At 44.7% G+C, this 18,085-nt stretch carries 17 protein-coding genes; 7 read left to right on the plus strand and 10 right to left on the minus strand.

Translation table 11 applies throughout. The annotated features are described in order from the left end of the window. Positions 1-219: 219 nt before the first annotated feature. From ACQY6I_RS12210 to prfC, 9 genes are all read right to left on the minus strand, one after another. On the minus strand, positions 220-600 hold the full coding sequence (locus ACQY6I_RS12210; protein WP_428241763.1) for a ClpXP protease specificity-enhancing factor: 381 nt from the start codon (positions 598-600) through the stop codon (positions 220-222). Between the two features lie 11 nt (positions 601-611). Next, the gene (gene sspA / locus ACQY6I_RS12215) at positions 612-1,241 is read right to left on the minus strand and encodes a stringent starvation protein SspA (RefSeq protein ID WP_428241764.1); all 630 of its coding nucleotides are present in this window, start codon (positions 1,239-1,241) and stop codon (positions 612-614) included. Positions 1,242-1,325: 84 nt separating this feature from the next. Continuing rightward, a complete protein-coding gene (locus ACQY6I_RS12220) occupies positions 1,326-2,084 on the minus strand; it encodes a cytochrome c1 (RefSeq protein ID WP_428241765.1) in 759 nt (252 codons plus the stop codon). Next, positions 2,081-3,301, minus strand: a complete 1,221-nt coding sequence (locus tag ACQY6I_RS12225) for a cytochrome b (RefSeq protein ID WP_428241766.1) — start codon at positions 3,299-3,301, stop codon at positions 2,081-2,083. Before ACQY6I_RS12225 ends, ACQY6I_RS12220 begins: the two co-directional genes overlap by 4 nt. Beyond that, positions 3,301-3,903, minus strand: a complete 603-nt coding sequence (gene petA, locus ACQY6I_RS12230; RefSeq protein ID WP_428241767.1) for a ubiquinol-cytochrome c reductase iron-sulfur subunit — start codon at positions 3,901-3,903, stop codon at positions 3,301-3,303. The genes ACQY6I_RS12225 and petA overlap by 1 nt, the downstream gene beginning before the upstream one ends. Positions 3,904-4,085: 182 nt before the next feature. Further along, positions 4,086-4,475: a 30S ribosomal protein S9 gene (rpsI, locus tag ACQY6I_RS12235; protein ID WP_044616616.1), complete on the minus strand. Its 390-nt coding sequence runs from the start codon at positions 4,473-4,475 to the stop codon at positions 4,086-4,088. A gap of 12 nt (positions 4,476-4,487) precedes the next feature. Continuing rightward, on the minus strand, positions 4,488-4,916 hold the full coding sequence (gene rplM, locus ACQY6I_RS12240) for a 50S ribosomal protein L13 (RefSeq protein ID WP_428241768.1): 429 nt from the start codon (positions 4,914-4,916) through the stop codon (positions 4,488-4,490). Positions 4,917-5,069: 153 nt separating this feature from the next. After that, complete coding sequence (locus ACQY6I_RS12245) at positions 5,070-5,384, minus strand: hypothetical protein (RefSeq protein WP_428241769.1); 315 nt, start codon at positions 5,382-5,384, stop codon at positions 5,070-5,072. 124 nt (positions 5,385-5,508) lie between these two features. After that, positions 5,509-7,095 (minus strand): peptide chain release factor 3, encoded by a 1,587-nt coding sequence (gene prfC / locus ACQY6I_RS12250; protein ID WP_428241770.1) that lies wholly within the window; start codon positions 7,093-7,095, stop codon positions 5,509-5,511. A gap of 335 nt (positions 7,096-7,430) precedes the next feature. Here prfC and ACQY6I_RS12255 point away from each other — a divergent pair, with 335 nt between their 5' ends. From ACQY6I_RS12255 to ACQY6I_RS12270, 4 genes are all read left to right on the plus strand, one after another. Then, entirely contained in the window at positions 7,431-8,678 is a 1,248-nt protein-coding gene (locus ACQY6I_RS12255) for a nitrate- and nitrite sensing domain-containing protein (RefSeq protein ID WP_428241771.1), read from the plus strand. 333 nt (positions 8,679-9,011) lie between these two features. Beyond that, entirely contained in the window at positions 9,012-11,513 is a 2,502-nt protein-coding gene (nirB, locus tag ACQY6I_RS12260) for a nitrite reductase large subunit NirB (RefSeq protein WP_428241772.1), read from the plus strand. Between the two features lie 16 nt (positions 11,514-11,529). After that, positions 11,530-11,895 carry a nitrite reductase small subunit NirD gene (nirD, locus tag ACQY6I_RS12265; RefSeq protein ID WP_428241773.1) on the plus strand — a complete coding sequence of 122 codons (366 nt, stop codon included), beginning with the start codon at positions 11,530-11,532 and terminating at the stop codon, positions 11,893-11,895. Between the two features lie 67 nt (positions 11,896-11,962). Beyond that, positions 11,963-12,799, plus strand: coding sequence for a formate/nitrite transporter family protein (locus ACQY6I_RS12270; RefSeq protein WP_428241774.1), 837 nt, complete (start codon positions 11,963-11,965; stop codon positions 12,797-12,799). A 261-nt stretch (positions 12,800-13,060) separates the two neighbouring features. Here the strand turns inward: ACQY6I_RS12270 and ACQY6I_RS12275 are convergent, their stop codons facing one another. Further along, the gene (locus ACQY6I_RS12275; protein ID WP_428241775.1) at positions 13,061-13,951 is read right to left on the minus strand and encodes a dienelactone hydrolase family protein; all 891 of its coding nucleotides are present in this window, start codon (positions 13,949-13,951) and stop codon (positions 13,061-13,063) included. A 559-nt stretch (positions 13,952-14,510) separates the two neighbouring features. Here ACQY6I_RS12275 and ACQY6I_RS12280 point away from each other — a divergent pair. The 3 genes from ACQY6I_RS12280 to ACQY6I_RS12290 all read left to right on the plus strand — a co-directional run bounded on the left by ACQY6I_RS12280 (position 14,511) and on the right by ACQY6I_RS12290 (position 17,885). Beyond that, a complete protein-coding gene (locus ACQY6I_RS12280; RefSeq protein WP_428241776.1) occupies positions 14,511-15,593 on the plus strand; it encodes a lipase secretion chaperone in 1,083 nt (360 codons plus the stop codon). Positions 15,594-15,949: 356 nt separating this feature from the next. Then, on the plus strand, positions 15,950-16,729 hold the full coding sequence (locus ACQY6I_RS12285; protein ID WP_428241777.1) for an SGNH/GDSL hydrolase family protein: 780 nt from the start codon (positions 15,950-15,952) through the stop codon (positions 16,727-16,729). A 307-nt stretch (positions 16,730-17,036) separates the two neighbouring features. After that, positions 17,037-17,885, plus strand: a complete 849-nt coding sequence (locus ACQY6I_RS12290) for a hypothetical protein (RefSeq protein WP_428241778.1) — start codon at positions 17,037-17,039, stop codon at positions 17,883-17,885. The last annotated feature ends 200 nt before the right edge of the window (positions 17,886-18,085 follow it).

The raw sequence follows: 18,085 nt of genomic DNA on the forward strand, positions 1-18,085 counted from the left end.
GAGTTCGCTTACTGATAATTCTCTTATGCGTCTTACCAGCCAGCGCCCACACGAATTGCCTGATTAACTTTTAAAGATCATGCCCAATCAAGGGTCTTAGTTGCTTCAGCGGTTACCCCCGAAGCGAGGCGCGCATTCTACCGAAACGGAGTCAGCTGTCAATACGCAAGTTATTAATTAATCTAATTTTTTTAAAAATAATTTAAAAGCAGACCAAAACTACTTAACAACTTTAAGCGTTGGCTTCGTTTTGGTGGATTCTTCCCGATCAGAATCTGGATCAGGTTCAACAGGAGCCACATCAAAAGCCATACCCTGGCCATTCTCTCTGGCAAAAATAACCATAATGGACTCAACAGGCACAAACAGATGCTGCGCCACACCACTAAATCTGGCTGAGAAACTTAAAAATTCGTTATTGAACTCGTAATCTCTTATCGCCGTAGGAGACACATTCAGTGTGATCTTGCCATCTTTAACAAATTCCTGGGGCACTTCGACCCCAGGATACTGAACATCAACAACCAAATATGGCGTACAGCCATTATCAACGATCCAGTCGTACAACCCTCGAACCAGATATGGTTTATTTGAAGTCATAGCCTGCAAAATCAGTCTCTCATCTCACGTTCGACTTCTGATAGGCTAACCTGGAATGACTCTCTCTCGAAAACCAGATCCATGTACTTAAACAAATGCTTAGACTGTTTTTCCGGCAGCTCAATTCCCAAATCATTTAAACGCCACAAAATAGGCGCAACACAACAGTCTACAAGAGTAAACTCCTCACTCATGAAATACGGTTTTTCTTCAAATATCGGGGCGGTGCTCAAGAGACTCTCTTTCAGCTCTTTTCTTGCCCGATTTACACCTTCTTTGGTCTTCGCCGCAACAATAGTATCTACAAGCTCACACCAATCTCTTTGAATGCGATGCATAAACAACCGACTTTCTGCACGAGCTACAGGATAAACTGGCAGCAATGGAGGATGAGGAAAACGCTCATCAAGATATTCCATCATCACGTTTGGCTCATACAAAACCAACTCACGGTCAATCAATGTCGGTAATGTTTGATAAGGATTTAGCTCTCGAAGTTCTTCAGGAATGTTATCTGGATCGACATCTTTGATCTCAACAGCGACACCTTTCTCAGCCAATACAATACGAACACGATGACTATAATGGCTGGACGGATCAGAAAAAAAAGCCATTGAAGAACGTTTGGTAATAACGCCCATCGAAGTACCTCATAAATATACAGTTAACAAACGAGTGTGGACCTCTATAAGGCCCACACCAAAATCAGCGAATTAAAGACACTATTAATGAATGTCTTTATGCAACTCGCGCGTATACAGGAACGAAACTGCATACAGCACAATTAGAAATGCAAACACCATTATGCCAATTCGCTTTCTATCCATCTGGGCCGGTTCCCCCATATACTGAAGGAAGTTAGTAATATCATAAACGGCGGCGTCATATTCCTCACTACTCAGACTTCCCTGAATTGCATATGACTCACAACTTTCATCAGACATGACATTACCGGTCAAAGGATCAAACTTGGTTTCACCAGATATCTCTGGTGCCGAAGCACACAAACCTTGGAGGCCTATCAATACATGAGGCATTGCCACATCTTTGAACACTGTGTTATTAACCCCCCAAGGGCGGGATTCATCAGCATAAAAGCCTTTTAGGTAGCTATAAATCCAATCAGCACTACGAAACCTTGCTTCCAGAGTCAAATCGGGAGGAGTTGCTCCAAACCATGCCTTAGCGGACTTTGGCGGAATAGAGTTTTCCATCAACTCCCCGGTCTTGGCTCCAGTAAATATCAAATTTTCTGCAAACAAGTCATCAGGAATATCCAGGTCTTTGGCTATCCGATTATAGCGAGCGTACTTAAGACTATGACACCCTATACAATAGTTCATAAAAAGCTTTGCACCATTCTGCAAGGATTCCTTATTGGTCAAATCCGTTTTGATATGGGCCAGCTCCACCTCTTCTTCAGCTGCAAATACAAACAAAGGAGACAGCAGCAACACTACAGCAATAATCACTCTTCTCATCATGAAACCCTCTCTGGAACCGGCTTCGTCTTTTCAATTTTCGTATACCAAGGCATTAGCAGAAAAAAAGCAAAATAAACTGCTGTCGATACACGAGCAATCAATGTATTCAATTCTGTCGCCGGTGCCGTTCCAAGATAAGTCAGTACACAAAAAGCAATTGCAAACAACACAATTGCCAGCTTGCTCAGAATTCCTTTATATCTCCACGACTTCACAGGAGAACGATCAAGCCATGGCAATACAAACATAATCGCAATCGCAGAAGCCATCATAATCACACCGCCCAATTTTGAAGGTATGGCTCTCAAGATGGCGTAGAAGGCGCCATAGTACCAAACAGGTGCAATGTGCGGAGGAGTTTTAAGATTGTTGGCAGGTTCAAAGTTGGCATGTTCCAGGAAGAAACCACCACCTTCCGGATAGAAAAATATAATTCCACAGAATACAAACAGAAAAATAACAACTGCAGGTAACTTACCCAAAGTGAAATAAGGATGGAACGGAACACCATCAAGTGGCACGCCATTTTTATCAAGGTGTTTCTTGATATCAATGCCTTCTGGGTTATTGGAACCAACTTCATGCAACGCGAGAACATGCACCACAACCAACAATGCCAGCACCAGTGGCAACGCAATGACATGTAACGCAAAGAAGCGATTCAGTGTAATTCCAGAAATCAGATAATCACCACGAATCCATTGTTGCAAGCCTTCACCAATATATGGAATGGCTCCGAACAGTGAAATAATAACCTGAGCCCCCCAGTAGGACATGTTGCCCCAGGGCAGGATATAACCCATGAAGCCTTCTGCCATCATGGCAACATAGACAAACATACCAAACAACCAGATCAGCTCACGTGGTTTCTGGTAAGAACCGTATAATACACCGCGAAACATGTGCAAATAGACCACCAGAAAAAACATGGAGGCCCCTGTAGAGTGCATGTAACGGATAAGCCAGCCGAACTCCACATCACGCATGATGTATTCTACAGAACGGAAAGCTTCTTCAGATGATGGCACATAGCTCATTGTGAGCCATATACCCGTAAGAATCTGGTTGGCAAATACAATCATTGCCAACAAACCAAATACATACCACCAGTTAAAGTTTTTAGGAGCGTAATATTTGGACATGTGCTTTTCATAAGCACTGGTGACAGGCAAACGCTGATCAATCCATACCATCAAAGGGTGTTTCTTTGCTGCCATTATGCTGCTCCTCCGTCTTCACCTACGATCAAAGTGGAACCATCATAATGATGTGGCGGCACGACCAGGTTTGCAGGAGCAGGAACCCCCGAAAATACCCTTCCAGACAAATCATATTTTGAACCATGACATGGACAGAAAAATCCGCCAGGCCACTTTGGATCAAAGGACTCCGGTTGAACCTCATAGAATAGTTTGGGCGCACAACCGAGGTGGGTACAGACACCCTCGACAACGAGAATATCGCTGCCATCAATAGCCCGCGCATCATTCTTTGCATAAGCAGGCTGTTGCGCCGCATTATCACTCTCAGGGTCCAACAAGCGACTCTTAAGAGCCTGAGAATCCAATTCTTTCATAACTTCAGGCGAACGTTTAAGAATGTATATAGGCTTGCCTCGCCACTCCTCCGTGATCATTGCACCTACATCTATTTTGGATAAATCAACACTAACGGGACCCCCAACCGCTTTCGCTTTTTCGCTGGGATTCCATGATTTCACAAATGGGACAGCCACCCCGACAACACCAACAGCGCCGACAGCCGCTGTTGCTGCACCAAGGAAACGACGCCGACCCTTATTTACGCCGCCTTGAGTCATTAGATATTCCTCTACCTAAATCTAAGTCTGGAAGATAATAATAGTTATAAGAAAACTGAGGGCATTTATTGGGCACAGCATGGTAAAAAAAAACACATTCGCTTACAAGAACAGTTGTAACTCTCTTGCAAAAAACATTAAGCACATATAAAAACGCCCGCAGTTGCGGGCGTAACCGATACTTAACGTTTTGAGAACTGTGGCTTTTTACGCGCTTTGCGAAGACCCACTTTTTTCCGCTCTACAGAACGGGCATCACGAGTCACATAACCTGCTGCACGCAACGGTGAACGTAAATTCTCATCATATTCAATGAGAGCACGAGTCAGACCATGGCGAATTGCACCCGCCTGACCGTTACCGCCACCACCAACAACATTCACGAATACGTCAAACTTATCAGTCATTTCAACTAGCTCAAGCGGCTGACGAACAACCATTCTCGCGGTTTGACGACCGAAATATTGATCCAGAGGGCGATTATTAACTACGATATCGCCTTTACCGGGACGTAAAAAAACTCTTGCGGTAGAGCTCTTACGACGACCAGTTCCATAGTACTGTTGTGTCATACCAATTCCCCGTTAGATATCCAGTTCTTTAGGTTGTTGAGCAGTATGAGGATGCTCAGAACCTGCATACACTTTGAGCTTTGAAAGCATCGCCCGACCCAGAGGATTACGGGGCATCATACCTTTCACAGCCAGCTCGATTACCTGCTCTGGCTTATGATCGATCAGCTTTTCAAAAGACATCTCTTTGATACCGCCCGGGAAACCTGTGTGACGGTAATACATTTTATCTTTTGACTTCTTGCCTGTGACGCGCACTTTTTCTGCGTTCACAATCACAACATAGTCTCCAGTATCCACATGGGGAGTATACTCCGCCTTGTGCTTACCTTTCAGGCGTCTAGCCACTTCTGTTGCCAGACGTCCCAATGTGCGACCTTCTGCATTTACTACATACCAGTCACGTTTTACTGTTTCATTTTTTGCGTTAAAAGTTTTCATTTAACTCCGCCTACTAGTGTGGGGGGCTCGGGGGAGGTTAAATTCACCGATATTTAAGGACGCGCGATGATACATAAGCTACCCCGGAGACACAAGCCCAAAATACTCTTTTTAGTCTGAACAGGATTGCCAGGAAGTAGCCGAAACATACACTTAAAGAAACTGCTGCTTTTCTTTTAGCTTGATCAACCCCACCGCCAGTACCGCAATACATAATGCAGTTACCACAAACATACCCGCCGTCGACTGCTGAATGCCTTCTGCGACCACCTCCGGATCAATGTGCGGAGCCGCAAAGTATGCTACCGATACAGAGATAAATGTCACAATAAACATCCAGACCATGAAATAGCCCTTTGCATCACGCTCGGTGATTCGACGATGATCAATAGTTCCCTGCAACAGCAAATAACCGCCACCGCTCAACAACAACACCAAAATGACAAGACCAACAAAATAAACCAGCATACTTGTTCACCGTACATGTATGATCATATCAACATTGACGGAGCAACACTGGCCTCACATGAGCCAACAAGCTAATGATTTTTGTATTGTATTCATTGCTTCATCAGCCCAAATGAACGACCTTTTAGTGCTCTCGGGTTTTATCAAAGCGCACTTTGGGATACTTTTCCACCGCCAACTGCAAATTCACCATATTGGGAGCGATATAAGTCAGATTGTCGCCACCATCCAAAGCCAGGTAGTCGTGAGCTTTTTTCTTGAAATCCTCAAGATCAGCTTCACTGTCCGCGCTGACCCAACGCGCCGTGGCTACGCTGATAGACTCATAGCTCGCCTCAACTTTATATTCCGTTTTCAAACGATGCACCACCACATCAAATTGTAGGGTTCCTACAGCGCCGACAATAAGATCATTGTTTTTGAGAGGCCTGAAAACCTGCACAGCACCTTCTTCAGACAACTGAATCAATCCCTTATGCAACTGCTTGGCCTTAAGTGGATCCCGCAACTGGATGCGGCGAAATAACTCGGGCGCAAAATTAGGGATCCCAGTAAAACGAAACATTTCACTTTCAGAAAAAGTATCACCAATCTGTATTGTTCCGTGATTATGCAGACCAATAATATCCCCGGGATAGGCTTCTTCAACCTGTGCTCGGTCTCCCGCCATAAAGGTCAACGCATCTGAAATTCGCACGTCCTTATTAATACGTACGTGCCGAAGCTTCATTCCTTTCTCATACTTACCTGAGCATACCCGTAAAAAGGCAACACGATCGCGGTGATTAGGATCCATGTTTGCCTGAATTTTGAAAACGAAGCCAGAAAAGGAAGAATCTGTCGCAGCAACAGGACCTTTATTAGTCTCTCGCCCAAGAGGGGCAGGCGCCCACTGAACCAGACCGTCAAGCATATGATCAACCCCGAAGTTTCCGAGCGCGGTACCAAAAAACACCGGGGTCATCTGCCCGGCCAGAAACTCTTCAAGGTCAAATTCATGAGAAGCAGCCCTAACCAGCTCAACGGACTCGCGAAGATCATCAATATCGTCTTTCAGCAACTGCGAAGCCTCTTCGGAATCCAGCCCCTTAATAACTCTAAGTTCCTGAATGGTATGCCCCATACCGGACTGATACAGAATGATTTCATCTTTATATAGATGATATACCCCTCTGAAGCCCTTGCCTGAACCAATTGGCCAAGTAATGGGTGCACAGGAAATTTTCAGCACATCTTCCACTTCGTCCATTAACTCGATGGGATCCCTGATATCACGGTCCAGCTTATTCATAAACGTAATAATGGGCGTTTCGCGCAGCCGAGTAACATCCATCAGTTTAATGGTCCGCTCCTCTACCCCTTTGGCAGAGTCGATCACCATCAAACAGGAGTCCACTGCAGTGAGAGTACGGTAAGTATCTTCAGAGAAATCTTCGTGTCCCGGGGTGTCCAGCAGATTGACCAGAGAGCCAGCATATGGAAACTGCATGACTGAGGTTGTCACCGATATACCACGCTCACGCTCCATCTCCATCCAATCTGATTTGGCTGCCTGACCGGACTTTTTACCTTTTACCGTACCCGCTGTCTGCAAGGCCTTTCCAAACAGAAGCACTTTCTCGGTAATGGTGGTCTTACCCGCATCAGGGTGCGAGATGATCGCAAAGGTTCTACGTTTATTGATTTCGTCAAGAAAATTCTGATCTGCCATTTAAACAATCTTTTTTTGGTTTGTTAGCAGGATTTGTCCACCGCCCTGAAAACATTCATTCAGCGCATCAAGCAAACCCAATCCTTCTGGTGGGTGAAATTGGGCGCCATTCTCGCTGATCTCGACCTCTTAGACAATCAGTCCTTTCTATAAACGCACTCACTACAGGACCGCTAAATATCCAATAACCCAAAACAGCAACAAATCAGGATGGTACCGAAATCGCATAAATTATGTACATTGTGTCGAAACGGGCTTATCAATCGACTTACAGAACTAAAGCGGGAAGACCGCTTCGTATCATTGAGTAGTATTTTTTAACACCAGGCTTAAAGATGACCGTTAAACTGCAAACACCTGAGGATTTTCTGCTAGCGGCAAAGCATGCCGAAATCAGAAGCTTCCGACAACTGGCTATAAACTGCGAGCTGACTCTTGGAGTCAGTCTGCTGATACATGCTCTGCAAAGAGAGCGAGGCCTCTCCAACGGCTATCTCAAATCGGTCGGGCAACGATTCAGTCAGCAGCGAATGACTCAAATTGAACTATGCCAGCAAGCAGAACAACAATTTCGCGACTCGCTGAAACTGATCACAGAACCCAACCCGTTTCATGACAGCAGCCGCCTATTAAGTAGCATCGCCTTTGTCATACAGTCGCTCAATGAACTGCCCATATTACGCGAAAAGATAACCTTATTACGATCCAATGCTATTGAGTCCACTCAGGCGATAAGCAGTCTGGTTGCCGGATTACTGGCTGTGGTATTTGAAACGGCAGATATTTCAACTGACCCGGACATTACCCGGGCACTGGCAGCCATGTTTAATTTTATGCAGGGTAAAGAATATGCCGGACAGGAGCGCGCCTGGGGGGCTATAGGTTTTACCGCCGGACAGTTTGAACAGGAGCAGCTCGACCGACTGAAAAACATCCTGCATGCCCAACAACGCTGTTTCGATATATTCGAACAGCTTGCCTCCCCCTCAATCAGCCAAGAGTGGTCACGTCTTGTTTCAAACGACCTTGCGACGGAGATCCAGAAACTGCGTACGGTATTACAACGCCTCTCAGCACAACAAACGGTTTCAACCGAGCTAAGTGAGATCTGGTATGACCTTACAACAGAGCGCATAGACAAGATGCATGTTTTGGAACAACAACTGTCCACCGATCTTATGCAATTGAGCCAATCAAAGTTAAAAGATGCAGAACAAGAACTTAAACACTATCAAAACCGCATTGAAACCAGCGCCGGCATTCAACCACCTACAACAACATTACTGAACCTCCCCTTGGAACCTACAATCCCCCAAGCAGCAGACACTACTATTTACCACCTGCTTCAGGATCAGACCGTCCGTTTGCAACAACTCAGCAACGAACTGGCAGAAGCACGCCAGGCACTGACTGAGCGCAAACTACTGGAAAGAGCTAAAGGCCTGCTGATGCAGTATCGACAATTGACAGAGGAACAGGCTTATAGACAACTACGTGAGAGTGCCATGGAATCCAATCAGACACTTACAGTCGTGGCACAGAAAGTTATCAAAGCAATAAATCACATAAAGTCCTCTCAATGACCTTTGACAGAGCATTGCTCCTGATGCTTGAACCGGAAAAGTGCAAAACCAAGCCGACAAAAATCTTTCATTACACCGACCACTCTTGTAATCCTGCGACATACAAGGATTTTTAAGAGCTGGCACTATCTTTGATTATGCTTACCACGGAAAGGTTAGTTTTATAGCTGATGAATGACTGAAGACATATTGATGACACGGTCGATACGACTTCTACATTTTTTAGGCTGACAATTTAGGTTTTTGGATAACGGTGTCCATCAGTCCTTCTTACATAAAGAGAAGGGTTGGCGGATGCCGTTTTTTTTTGCTTATTCAAAAGAGGCTCCCGGCATGAATAACTTCGGACGCAAAAAGCTGGTTGTGATCGGTAACGGCATGGTCGGCCACCACTTACTGGAAACCCTGGCGGACCAGCAACAGCTGTCTTCCTTTGACATTACGGTTTTCGCTGAAGAACCACGCTTGGCTTACGACAGAGTGCACCTGAGCAGCTACTTCTCCGGCTCAACTGCGGATGATCTGTCACTGGGGTGCCTCGACCAGTACCAACAATGGGGTATTACCGTACAACTAAATGAACAGGTAACAGGAATTGATACTGAGGCACAAGAAATCATTTCTGCATCTGGAGCCGTTACCCACTACGACAAACTGATCCTGGCTACCGGCTCTTATCCCTTTACACCTCCCATTAGCGGCAAGAACGATACAAACAGCTTGGTATATCGAACCATTGAAGACCTTGAGCGAATAAAATCAGCGGCAACTGATAGTCGCGTTGGCGCAGTTATCGGTGGCGGCCTGTTAGGGCTTGAAGCCGCCAAAGCACTGAGGGATCTTGGTTTGGAAACTCATGTAGTGGAATTTGCCCCCCGGTTGATGGCCATCCAACTGGATGAAGATGGCGGCAATCTATTAAAGGAAAAAATCACGGCACTTGGCGTTCAGGTCCATACCGGTAAAAATACGCAAAGCATTGGTCCGGGAGAGCAGCACAAATATCGCCTGAATTTTGCTGATAACTCGGCACTGGAGACTGACCTGATACTATTTTCCGCAGGTATTCGGCCCAGAGATGAACTGGCCAGATCATGTGGTCTCGCCGTTGGTGAACGAGGCGGCATTGTTATAGACAGCAATTGTCTGACATCCGACCCCAACATTTATGCCATTGGCGAGTGTGCCTTGTGGAATGGTCGCATTTTTGGCCTGGTAGCTCCCGGATACAAAATGGCGAAAGTGACCGTTGCCCACCTTACCAATCAAAATGATCAGTTCATTGGTGCAGATATGAGTACCAAGTTAAAACTGCTGGGGGTAGACGTCGGTTCGATTGGCGATGCTCATGGTCACAGCGATGGCTGTATCAACTATCGCTATCTGGATGAGGCCGCGCAAAGTTACCGACGTATCGTGGTCAGCGCCGACAAGAAGCGCCTTCTGGGTGCAGTTCTGGTAGGAGACAACAGTCGTTATGACACACTATTACAATATGCGCTGAATGGGATAGAGCTACCTGCCCAGCCAGAATCTCTGATCCTCCCACTGGCGGAAGGTTCAGCGCCGACTCTTGGTCCCGGCTCACTTCCTGACAGCGCAACCCTTTGTTCCTGCTTGAATGTCACTAAAGGTGATATCCAGGCAGCGATCGATGCCGGCGCCATGAGCCTGACCGATGTTAAAAACACCACCAAAGCATCCAGTGGTTGTGGCGGCTGTGCTGCGTTATTAAAAAGCGTCGTAGATCATGAGCTCGCACAACGTGGAGTCGAAATAAATAAAGATCTCTGTGAGCATTTCAGCTACACACGTCAGGACCTTTACAACCTGGTCCGGGTGGAAAACATTCATTCTTTTGACGAGTTAATTCACAAACATGGAAACGGACTGGGATGCGATATCTGCAAACCCACCGTCGCGTCGATTCTGGCCTCCTGCTGGAACGAACACATCCAGATCCCGAGACACGTACATCTACAGGACACTAACGACACGTTCATGGCTAACATGCAAAAAAATGGTACATATTCCGTTGTACCTAGAATTGCAGGAGGAGAGATCACTCCGGCCAAGCTGAAAGTGCTGGCAGAAGTGGCAGATAAATATCAACTTTATACCAAGATTACCGGTGGTCAGCGCATCGACTTATTCGGTGCACAATTGCATCAATTACCACTGATCTGGGAGGAATTGATTGCAGCCGGTTTTGAGACCGGCCATGCCTATGGTAAAGCCGTACGCACGGTTAAATCCTGTGTTGGCAGCACTTGGTGTCGTTACGGCCAGCAGGACAGCGTTGGTAAAGCAATTGACATTGAACACCGCTATAAAGGCCTGCGAGCACCTCACAAACTAAAATTTGCCGTCTCCGGTTGTACCCGCGAATGCGCTGAAGCTCAAAGCAAGGACATTGGTATCATCGCTACTGAAAATGGCTGGAACTTGTATGTCTGTGGCAATGGCGGTATGAAGCCTCGGCATGCAGATTTATTTGCTACAGATCTCGACGATCAGACACTTATTCGCTACATCGATAGAATTCTAATGTTTTATATCAAAACCGCCGATCGTCTCCAACGCACGTCTACCTGGCTGGATAACCTTGAAGGAGGTTTAAGCTATTTACAAAAAGTTGTTATCGACGACTCTCTAGGCATCTGCCAGTCACTTGAACAACAAATACAGGACACAATCGACACATATCAATGTGAATGGAAAAGTACAGTTGAAAATCCTGAATTACGGAAGCGCTTCCGTACATTTGTAAATGATCCTGGAGGTGATAACCGTATCGTCATGATTGAAGAACGTCAGCAACTACGACCAGCCTAAAACCGGAGGTGATTCAATGAATACGAAAAAACAGTGGACCAAAATCTGCAAAAAAGACGACCTGGTGGCGTGGTCAGGCGTGGCCGCTCTTGTCGACGGACAGCAAATTGCATTGATTTACCTGCCCGACCCATGCGAGCAGGTTTATGCCATCAGTAATATTGACCCATACTCAGGAGCCAGTGTCATGGCTCGCGGCATTGTCGGCAGTCTGAAAGGTAAAACCATCATTACTTCACCTATCTATAAACAACATTTTGATTTGGAAAATGGCCAATGCCTTGAAGATAGCTTGGTAAAAATACCTATCTGGCCTGTACAAATTTCACAACAACATGTGGAGATTGGATTTGAGAACAGGATGTTGTCCGTTAACGACTAACCGACTTCTATCGATAGCCGTTTAAGCGCCAACAAGAAGATAAACTCAACAGAAAACGAGGTACAACATGGCTTACTTAACACCTTCTGAATTCGTGACCAAAATGGTTGACGCTGGCGAGTCTAAGATCTACATGTCGACTCGTGACACCTTGGTAAGAGCCTATATGGCTGGCGCCATTCTAGCTCTGGCGGCCGTTTTTGCAGTGAGCGTTGCCATCGCCACAGGGTCGCATTTAGTAGGCTCTATATTATTCCCGGTCGGATTTTGTATGCTCTATCTAATGGGTTTCGATCTGCTGACCGGTGTCTTCATGCTGACGCCACTGGCATGGCTGGACAAACGCCCCGGAGTCAGCATAGGACAAATTCTTCGCAACTGGGGCCTGGTATTCATCGGTAACTTTGCTGGTGCTCTCACCGTCGCTTTTATGATGTGCTTTATCTTCACGTATGGTTTTAATACCGACGGCGGTGCTATCGCCGAGAAGGTGGCCGGCATTGGAAAAGCACGAACACTGGGCTATGCCGAATATGGACTCGCTGGATGGTTTACTATCTTCATCCGAGGCATGCTATGCAACTGGATGGTTTCTCTTGGTGTTGTAGGTGCGATGGTTTCTTCACATGTGAGTGGTAAGGTACTGGCGATGTGGATGCCCATCATGCTCTTCTTCTTCATGGGGTTTGAACATTCCGTTGTAAATATGTTTTTATTTCCTTTCGGCTTAATGATGGGTGGTGAATTTTCCGTGGCTGATTATTTCATCTGGAATGAAATACCAACCGCACTTGGCAACCTTTTCGGCGGCATTGCATTCACTGGTCTCACACTGTTCAGCACCCACTATAAGACAGCTCCCAAACGAAAACTAACCAGTAGAGCCCGGAACATAGCAGCCTGATAATACCAACATAATGAAGGATAACGCTTAAAGGGTCTCTGAAAAATAGGAATAGTTTTGATGCAGGCGAGAAAGCACCACTCGCAACACCGCAATTTACGGGCGTAAATGAGGGTGTGAGACTGGGGCTGACAACGTCCTTCGCGAAAATAGACCATTTTTTAGAGGCTCCCAAATATTTATTAACCCGACAAAACACGGGTCGGGTTAATAATTCTATTAGCAGAATACTCGAAGCCGCTTTATAAAGACCATTTATTATCAAGGTAAATTAGCGGTCTCAAATTTAGCTACATCCCTTCTCGGTCTGGTCAGATAATCTGCCCAGCGTAAATCTCCATCAAGAAAGGTTTTCTGAAATGCCAGCGCCAGCTCTGCCACATAGTCATTGGCCTGGGTTGGAGTTCCCCATGAAAAATGGCCAGCACTCACCACTTCATAAAACAGTTTAGGGACACCAGATGGAATATTGTCATACACCCCATCAGACTGTCCCAAACCACCTAAAATAGTAAGATCCAGAGCACCATTAAAAAGAATTGTCGGGCATCGGGTTCCATATCCTTTTGAGTCCAGATCTATCGCGGTCAGATTGTGACCCGCCAGTGACATAGCGGTTCGCAAACCATCATATTCGGCAGAATTGATCCATGTTGCTCCACCTCCCATTGACCATCCAACAGCACCCAACCGATCAGTCGCTATCTTGCCATAGAGCGGACTGCCCGCACGGGTATTTTCTTCTTTCATAGTATCCAGGACAGACTTTTGCTGCCGAGCACGAGAATCAACCTGATCCAGTATGGTACGAGTATCCATTGTCACCATAACTATGCCATGAGAAGCAAAAAATGGTCCCCATGCCCGGTACATAATTTGTGTCCCGCTTAAGGGAGGGGTAAAGACCAGTACTGAGAATGGTGGCTCTGCATTGGTTGGGTAGTATACCGACGCACCGCCGGGCGTACTTCCAAACGGCATATTATAATCATCATAACGATAAGGACCTTTATCGCTATACTTCCCTGGTGCCAGATCATATCGACAAATTGCATCAGCCGGGCAATCAACGGCTAACACATCAAATGACCATAGCACCATTAGCATAAACAATAACAACTGGGAAAAATAACTTCTCACCGAAAATTTCATATACAAGCTCTCCTAAGGTTTGTTTTTTATCTCAATCCCTTATCAACTACCTGCGTATAAATGAGAAATATCCACAAAAACATTAAATATGCGTCCCATATATGACATCCGCACACAACTCCAAAAGTCCATAAATAAACGAAATTCATAGACTCAATAAACTACTTGCAACTTAAACAATAAAGTTAACAAGACAACATACTAGAACAAAAAATGTTCAACAACACATCCTACTGTTGATGGATATTTAAAATAAAAAAAACAGAAACCAACAACAGGCAGCAACATTTTTTCAAAAAAATTCAAACCATAATCACTGCAACAACAAAGCAAACTCTCATAAAAAAGGATGACCAAGTAATTTTCACCCAACCTTAAGACCTTGTAATACGCTGATTTAAAAAAGATATGGAATCTCAGAGACGAATGAAAAGCAGGTTTCAGACAGCAATCATCAAAACATGCTTGATTTATGGTGACAGAGGCACTTAAATTACTCCCTAAACCTATTTTAATAACACGCTAACAATCGACCAACTTATGGCTTTCCAATACCATCATGGCTTTATCCAAGAACAAAAATAGAAAGCACAATATTTTTTCTAACAGGCGCAGTATCTATGGCATAGCCATCGGAATCTGCATACTGGGATTAGCTTTTGGTATTTATAATAACGACAAAAAGACGAAAAAAAGTGAAGCCAGCCAACGGATTGAAGCGCCTGTCAAAGACAACGTGCAACCAAAGATAGAACAAAATTCTCTGCTAGCCGGTAACTCATCTCTCCAGAATTCGGAACATCCTGTAGAAAATATTTCTCCAGAACCGCCAAACAATAAGGTTGCATCCTTACTAAAAGATATCCCTAAAGATAAGCAAGGGAATATTGTAGTCAATGGATATTTACTGAGATCGCTAAACCAGCTGTATGACACTCTGCCTCACAGTGAAGATATGACAGAATGTTCGAAGTGGATAGAAAACTCATTAGCCAGTCTGGAGGATCCAGCCAAAGCCCAAACCTCGGAGATACTTAACGCTTACTGTAACTATCGCACAGCCTTGCTCATATCAGCACTCGACTCACAAAAAGCCGAGAATTCAAGCTCTGCAACGAGCCTTAACGATCAAATTTTTGAGTTGCGCCACCAATATTTCGCACCGGATGTTATTAATAAGCTATTTGCAGAGGAAGAGATACAGAGCCGATATATGCTGGCAGCAATGAATACACTGAACGATCCATCTCTAAATGGAGATGAACAGAAAATCCGGCTCCAGGAATTACAAGAGCGTTTTAATTCTGATATCAGCGAAATTGACTCCCCATTGGCAGACATCCAAAGAGCATATGAAGTTGAAAAACTAAGAGAACAAGGAGCATCGGAGTCTGAAATATTTAGTTATAGATCGAGGTCGATGGGGGCCGATTTTGCAATAGAAAAATCTGAAGAAGACCTGAAAATTCGAGAACTCACCTCTCGCTATAACTATTTTCTTGAACAACGACAACAAATTGAAAATTCCGGTCTTGATAGCAACGATGCCAACGAACAAATTTCAACCCTGTTAAAAACCATGTTTACCCCTGAAGAACTTCAGCTTCTTCACACCAGCCATTTCGAACAACTGGAAAACTGATTTTTTAGTAAAAACCAGAAAGAACGATAGCATCACGACCTCTCTATTGATGTGACATTTCCGAGTCAACTCACACCCGGTTTTACCGGCAGCAAAAGCGCACGGGGAAAAAGCACTATATAGACTTTATTTTTAACATAGCAATCACTTATTAACACTCACAGCATTCAGCGATCAAACAAACACTTTTATTTATTTTTCTCAATAGTCACAAAAAAATCGTCAATGTTTCCGTAAATTCACACCTTTATATATTATGTATCCATTTTGTATATTTTTCATACAATCAAGCTACGGCAACAACCATTGTTGCCATCCAGAACGATTTTAAAAATAACAATAAACAGGAACAAATCATGAAAACCTTACCATCAGAAAACCTCAGGAGAGAGAATAAGAAAGTCAGCATCTGTGCCAGATATATTGTCTTGCTCATTGTAAGTAGTTTGATATCGGCGTGCGATGGTATCGGCAGCCTGGTCAGTAACACGACAGTTTCAGAAGCCGATAACAACCAGGTAATCACCATTGGTGACTCAATTTTCGCGTTATCCGGCGAATTACAGGACAATCTCGAGTCATACGCGGGCGAGACATTTCGCCGTTATACGTTATCTGGAGCAGAACTCAGTGGTGGAAACATAGCCACTTCCATAGAAGATCAATATCACAATGCCCGCCAGGATAATTCCGACATTGATCTCGTTCTAATGGATGGGGGCGGTAATGACATTTTGATTCCAGCCATCATGCTGGATCCCTATAACTGCAAGACTCAATGGTATGACTTTGGTCGGCTCAGTCAGCGTTGTATGGAACAGCTTGATGACATCTATGTGGAAACTGTCAATCTGTTGAATCAGATGTATGTAGATGATGTTAAAAGCGTAGTCTTTCTTGGCTATTACTATACCAAGAACGCCCTTCTCCTACTCGACAGCATGGAAGAGGCTATCGATTACGGTGACACGAGGCTATCGCAGGCCTGCGATTTTTCGGTAGTCAGCTGCACATTTATTGACCCAAGAACAGTGATTAATGACAACGATATCATTCTTGACGGCATACACCCGAGTCATTCAGGTTCGCGAAAATTAGCTGACCTCACCTGGCCAGTACTGAAGCAGTTACTGTAAAAAATCTTCAGCGTCTGTATTGAAAACAACAGTCAAAACTGCAGTGTTTACCAATCAACAACTATCAGTTCAGTTGACAGTATGATTGTTGTTTTCCGCCGCATACATCAATATCGATTTCGACAAGACGATAATCATGATAACTAAAATATCAATAATAGCACTCATTGCAGTGATGATGGCCATATGGGCCAGCAATCAAATCCACACACCATACACAGCTGAAGCACAGAGACAGATAACAGACCAAACAAGTGCCTCAGTTCCGACGAAAGAAAGTCAAACTTATGCCACTACTGATAACAGTTTGCATTCTGCACTGGCCCAGAAGTTGACCCGTTTATATGGAGATCGGATAGCCGATATTACGGTACAAATCACGCTATACCAATTGCGCCAGGGTCTAATAAAGAAATATCCTACCTTAGGAACCGAATACTTTAATAGCGCAGTCCGTCAGGCTTTTCCAAATGAAGCCAATGACATTATCGCCTTGATGGAAAAACTGGATCGATATCATGAATGGTTATCAACACAACAGACACAGTTATCAAGGCTTTCATCTCTTGAACGATATGGAACTATATGGAACAAACGCCATGAAATATTCGCAGAGGATGCGGATCTGCTCTGGGCGGAAGAACGCCATGAGATAGAGAGAAAACAACAACAAGTTCAACTGATCCTTTCTCAAGTCGACGCTAATTCCAGAATTTCTTTGGAAGAGAAGTTATACCAACTGAATATTCAGCTTGATGAGTTGCTGTCAGAATCCACGGTTCAATATGGCAATCGCGAAGACCTGATCACACAGGTTTACTTTTCCCTCGATTCTGTTCAACAGACACTCAGTCAATTGCCACCCGATCAACGACAACAACAGATTGACAACCTCCGTCGACAGTCAGGTTATAACGAAACCAAGATCAACGAGCTAAGACATCTCGACCAGAAACGTAACCTACGCTGGCAAAGGGGTCTGGCATATATGAGAAAACGGGAAAAGCTGATTGATCATTTAAACGGAGAAGCACTAGCAAAGGGGCTCAATGACCTGAGAGTGGAGTTTTTCGGTTATGAAGCCAAAACCATAGAACAAGAGGAACTTAGCGGCTTCTTCCGCTATCTCAGACCACGGATGTATGGCCGGAATTAAGCCTGACAGGAACATCATTATACTGACGCTTCTGGATATGACATGCGCTTTCTTCATTCTGGTTGCCAGCATAAGTATTGGCATCAGATAATCGTATGCGTCTCACAGTACAGCAATATATCCATTGATATTTATAATCCATTTTAGCAGTATTGTGGCCTTATAATTCAGCACTCAGTCAGGGACTTGGCCCTATCACG

The sequence above is a fragment of the Gynuella sp. genome, assembly GCF_050297175.1.
GTDB lineage: Bacteria > Pseudomonadota > Gammaproteobacteria > Pseudomonadales > Natronospirillaceae > Gynuella.

Excerpts from the sequence above, each read along its gene's own strand:
- ACQY6I_RS12245 (WP_428241769.1), bottom strand. The coding sequence starts at position 5,384 with ATGCTGGTTTATTTTGTTGGTCTTGTCATTTTGGTGTTGTTGTTGAGC.
- ACQY6I_RS12255 (WP_428241771.1), top strand. The coding sequence starts at position 7,431 with ATGACCGTTAAACTGCAAACACCTGAGGATTTTCTGCTAGCGGCAAAG.
- ACQY6I_RS12280 (WP_428241776.1), top strand. The coding sequence starts at position 14,511 with ATGGCTTTATCCAAGAACAAAAATAGAAAGCACAATATTTTTTCTAAC.
- ACQY6I_RS12210 (WP_428241763.1), bottom strand. The coding sequence starts at position 600 with ATGACTTCAAATAAACCATATCTGGTTCGAGGGTTGTACGACTGGATC.
- ACQY6I_RS12270 (WP_428241774.1), top strand. The coding sequence starts at position 11,963 with ATGGCTTACTTAACACCTTCTGAATTCGTGACCAAAATGGTTGACGCT.
- nirD (WP_428241773.1), top strand. The coding sequence starts at position 11,530 with ATGAATACGAAAAAACAGTGGACCAAAATCTGCAAAAAAGACGACCTG.
- ACQY6I_RS12220 (WP_428241765.1), bottom strand. The coding sequence starts at position 2,084 with ATGATGAGAAGAGTGATTATTGCTGTAGTGTTGCTGCTGTCTCCTTTG.
- rpsI (WP_044616616.1), bottom strand. The coding sequence starts at position 4,475 with ATGACACAACAGTACTATGGAACTGGTCGTCGTAAGAGCTCTACCGCA.
- prfC (WP_428241770.1), bottom strand. The coding sequence starts at position 7,095 with ATGGCAGATCAGAATTTTCTTGACGAAATCAATAAACGTAGAACCTTT.
- ACQY6I_RS12225 (WP_428241766.1), bottom strand. The coding sequence starts at position 3,301 with ATGGCAGCAAAGAAACACCCTTTGATGGTATGGATTGATCAGCGTTTG.
- rplM (WP_428241768.1), bottom strand. The coding sequence starts at position 4,916 with ATGAAAACTTTTAACGCAAAAAATGAAACAGTAAAACGTGACTGGTAT.
- ACQY6I_RS12275 (WP_428241775.1), bottom strand. The coding sequence starts at position 13,951 with ATGAAATTTTCGGTGAGAAGTTATTTTTCCCAGTTGTTATTGTTTATG.
- ACQY6I_RS12285 (WP_428241777.1), top strand. The coding sequence starts at position 15,950 with ATGAAAACCTTACCATCAGAAAACCTCAGGAGAGAGAATAAGAAAGTC.
- nirB (WP_428241772.1), top strand. The coding sequence starts at position 9,012 with ATGAATAACTTCGGACGCAAAAAGCTGGTTGTGATCGGTAACGGCATG.
- petA (WP_428241767.1), bottom strand. The coding sequence starts at position 3,903 with ATGACTCAAGGCGGCGTAAATAAGGGTCGGCGTCGTTTCCTTGGTGCA.
- sspA (WP_428241764.1), bottom strand. The coding sequence starts at position 1,241 with ATGGGCGTTATTACCAAACGTTCTTCAATGGCTTTTTTTTCTGATCCG.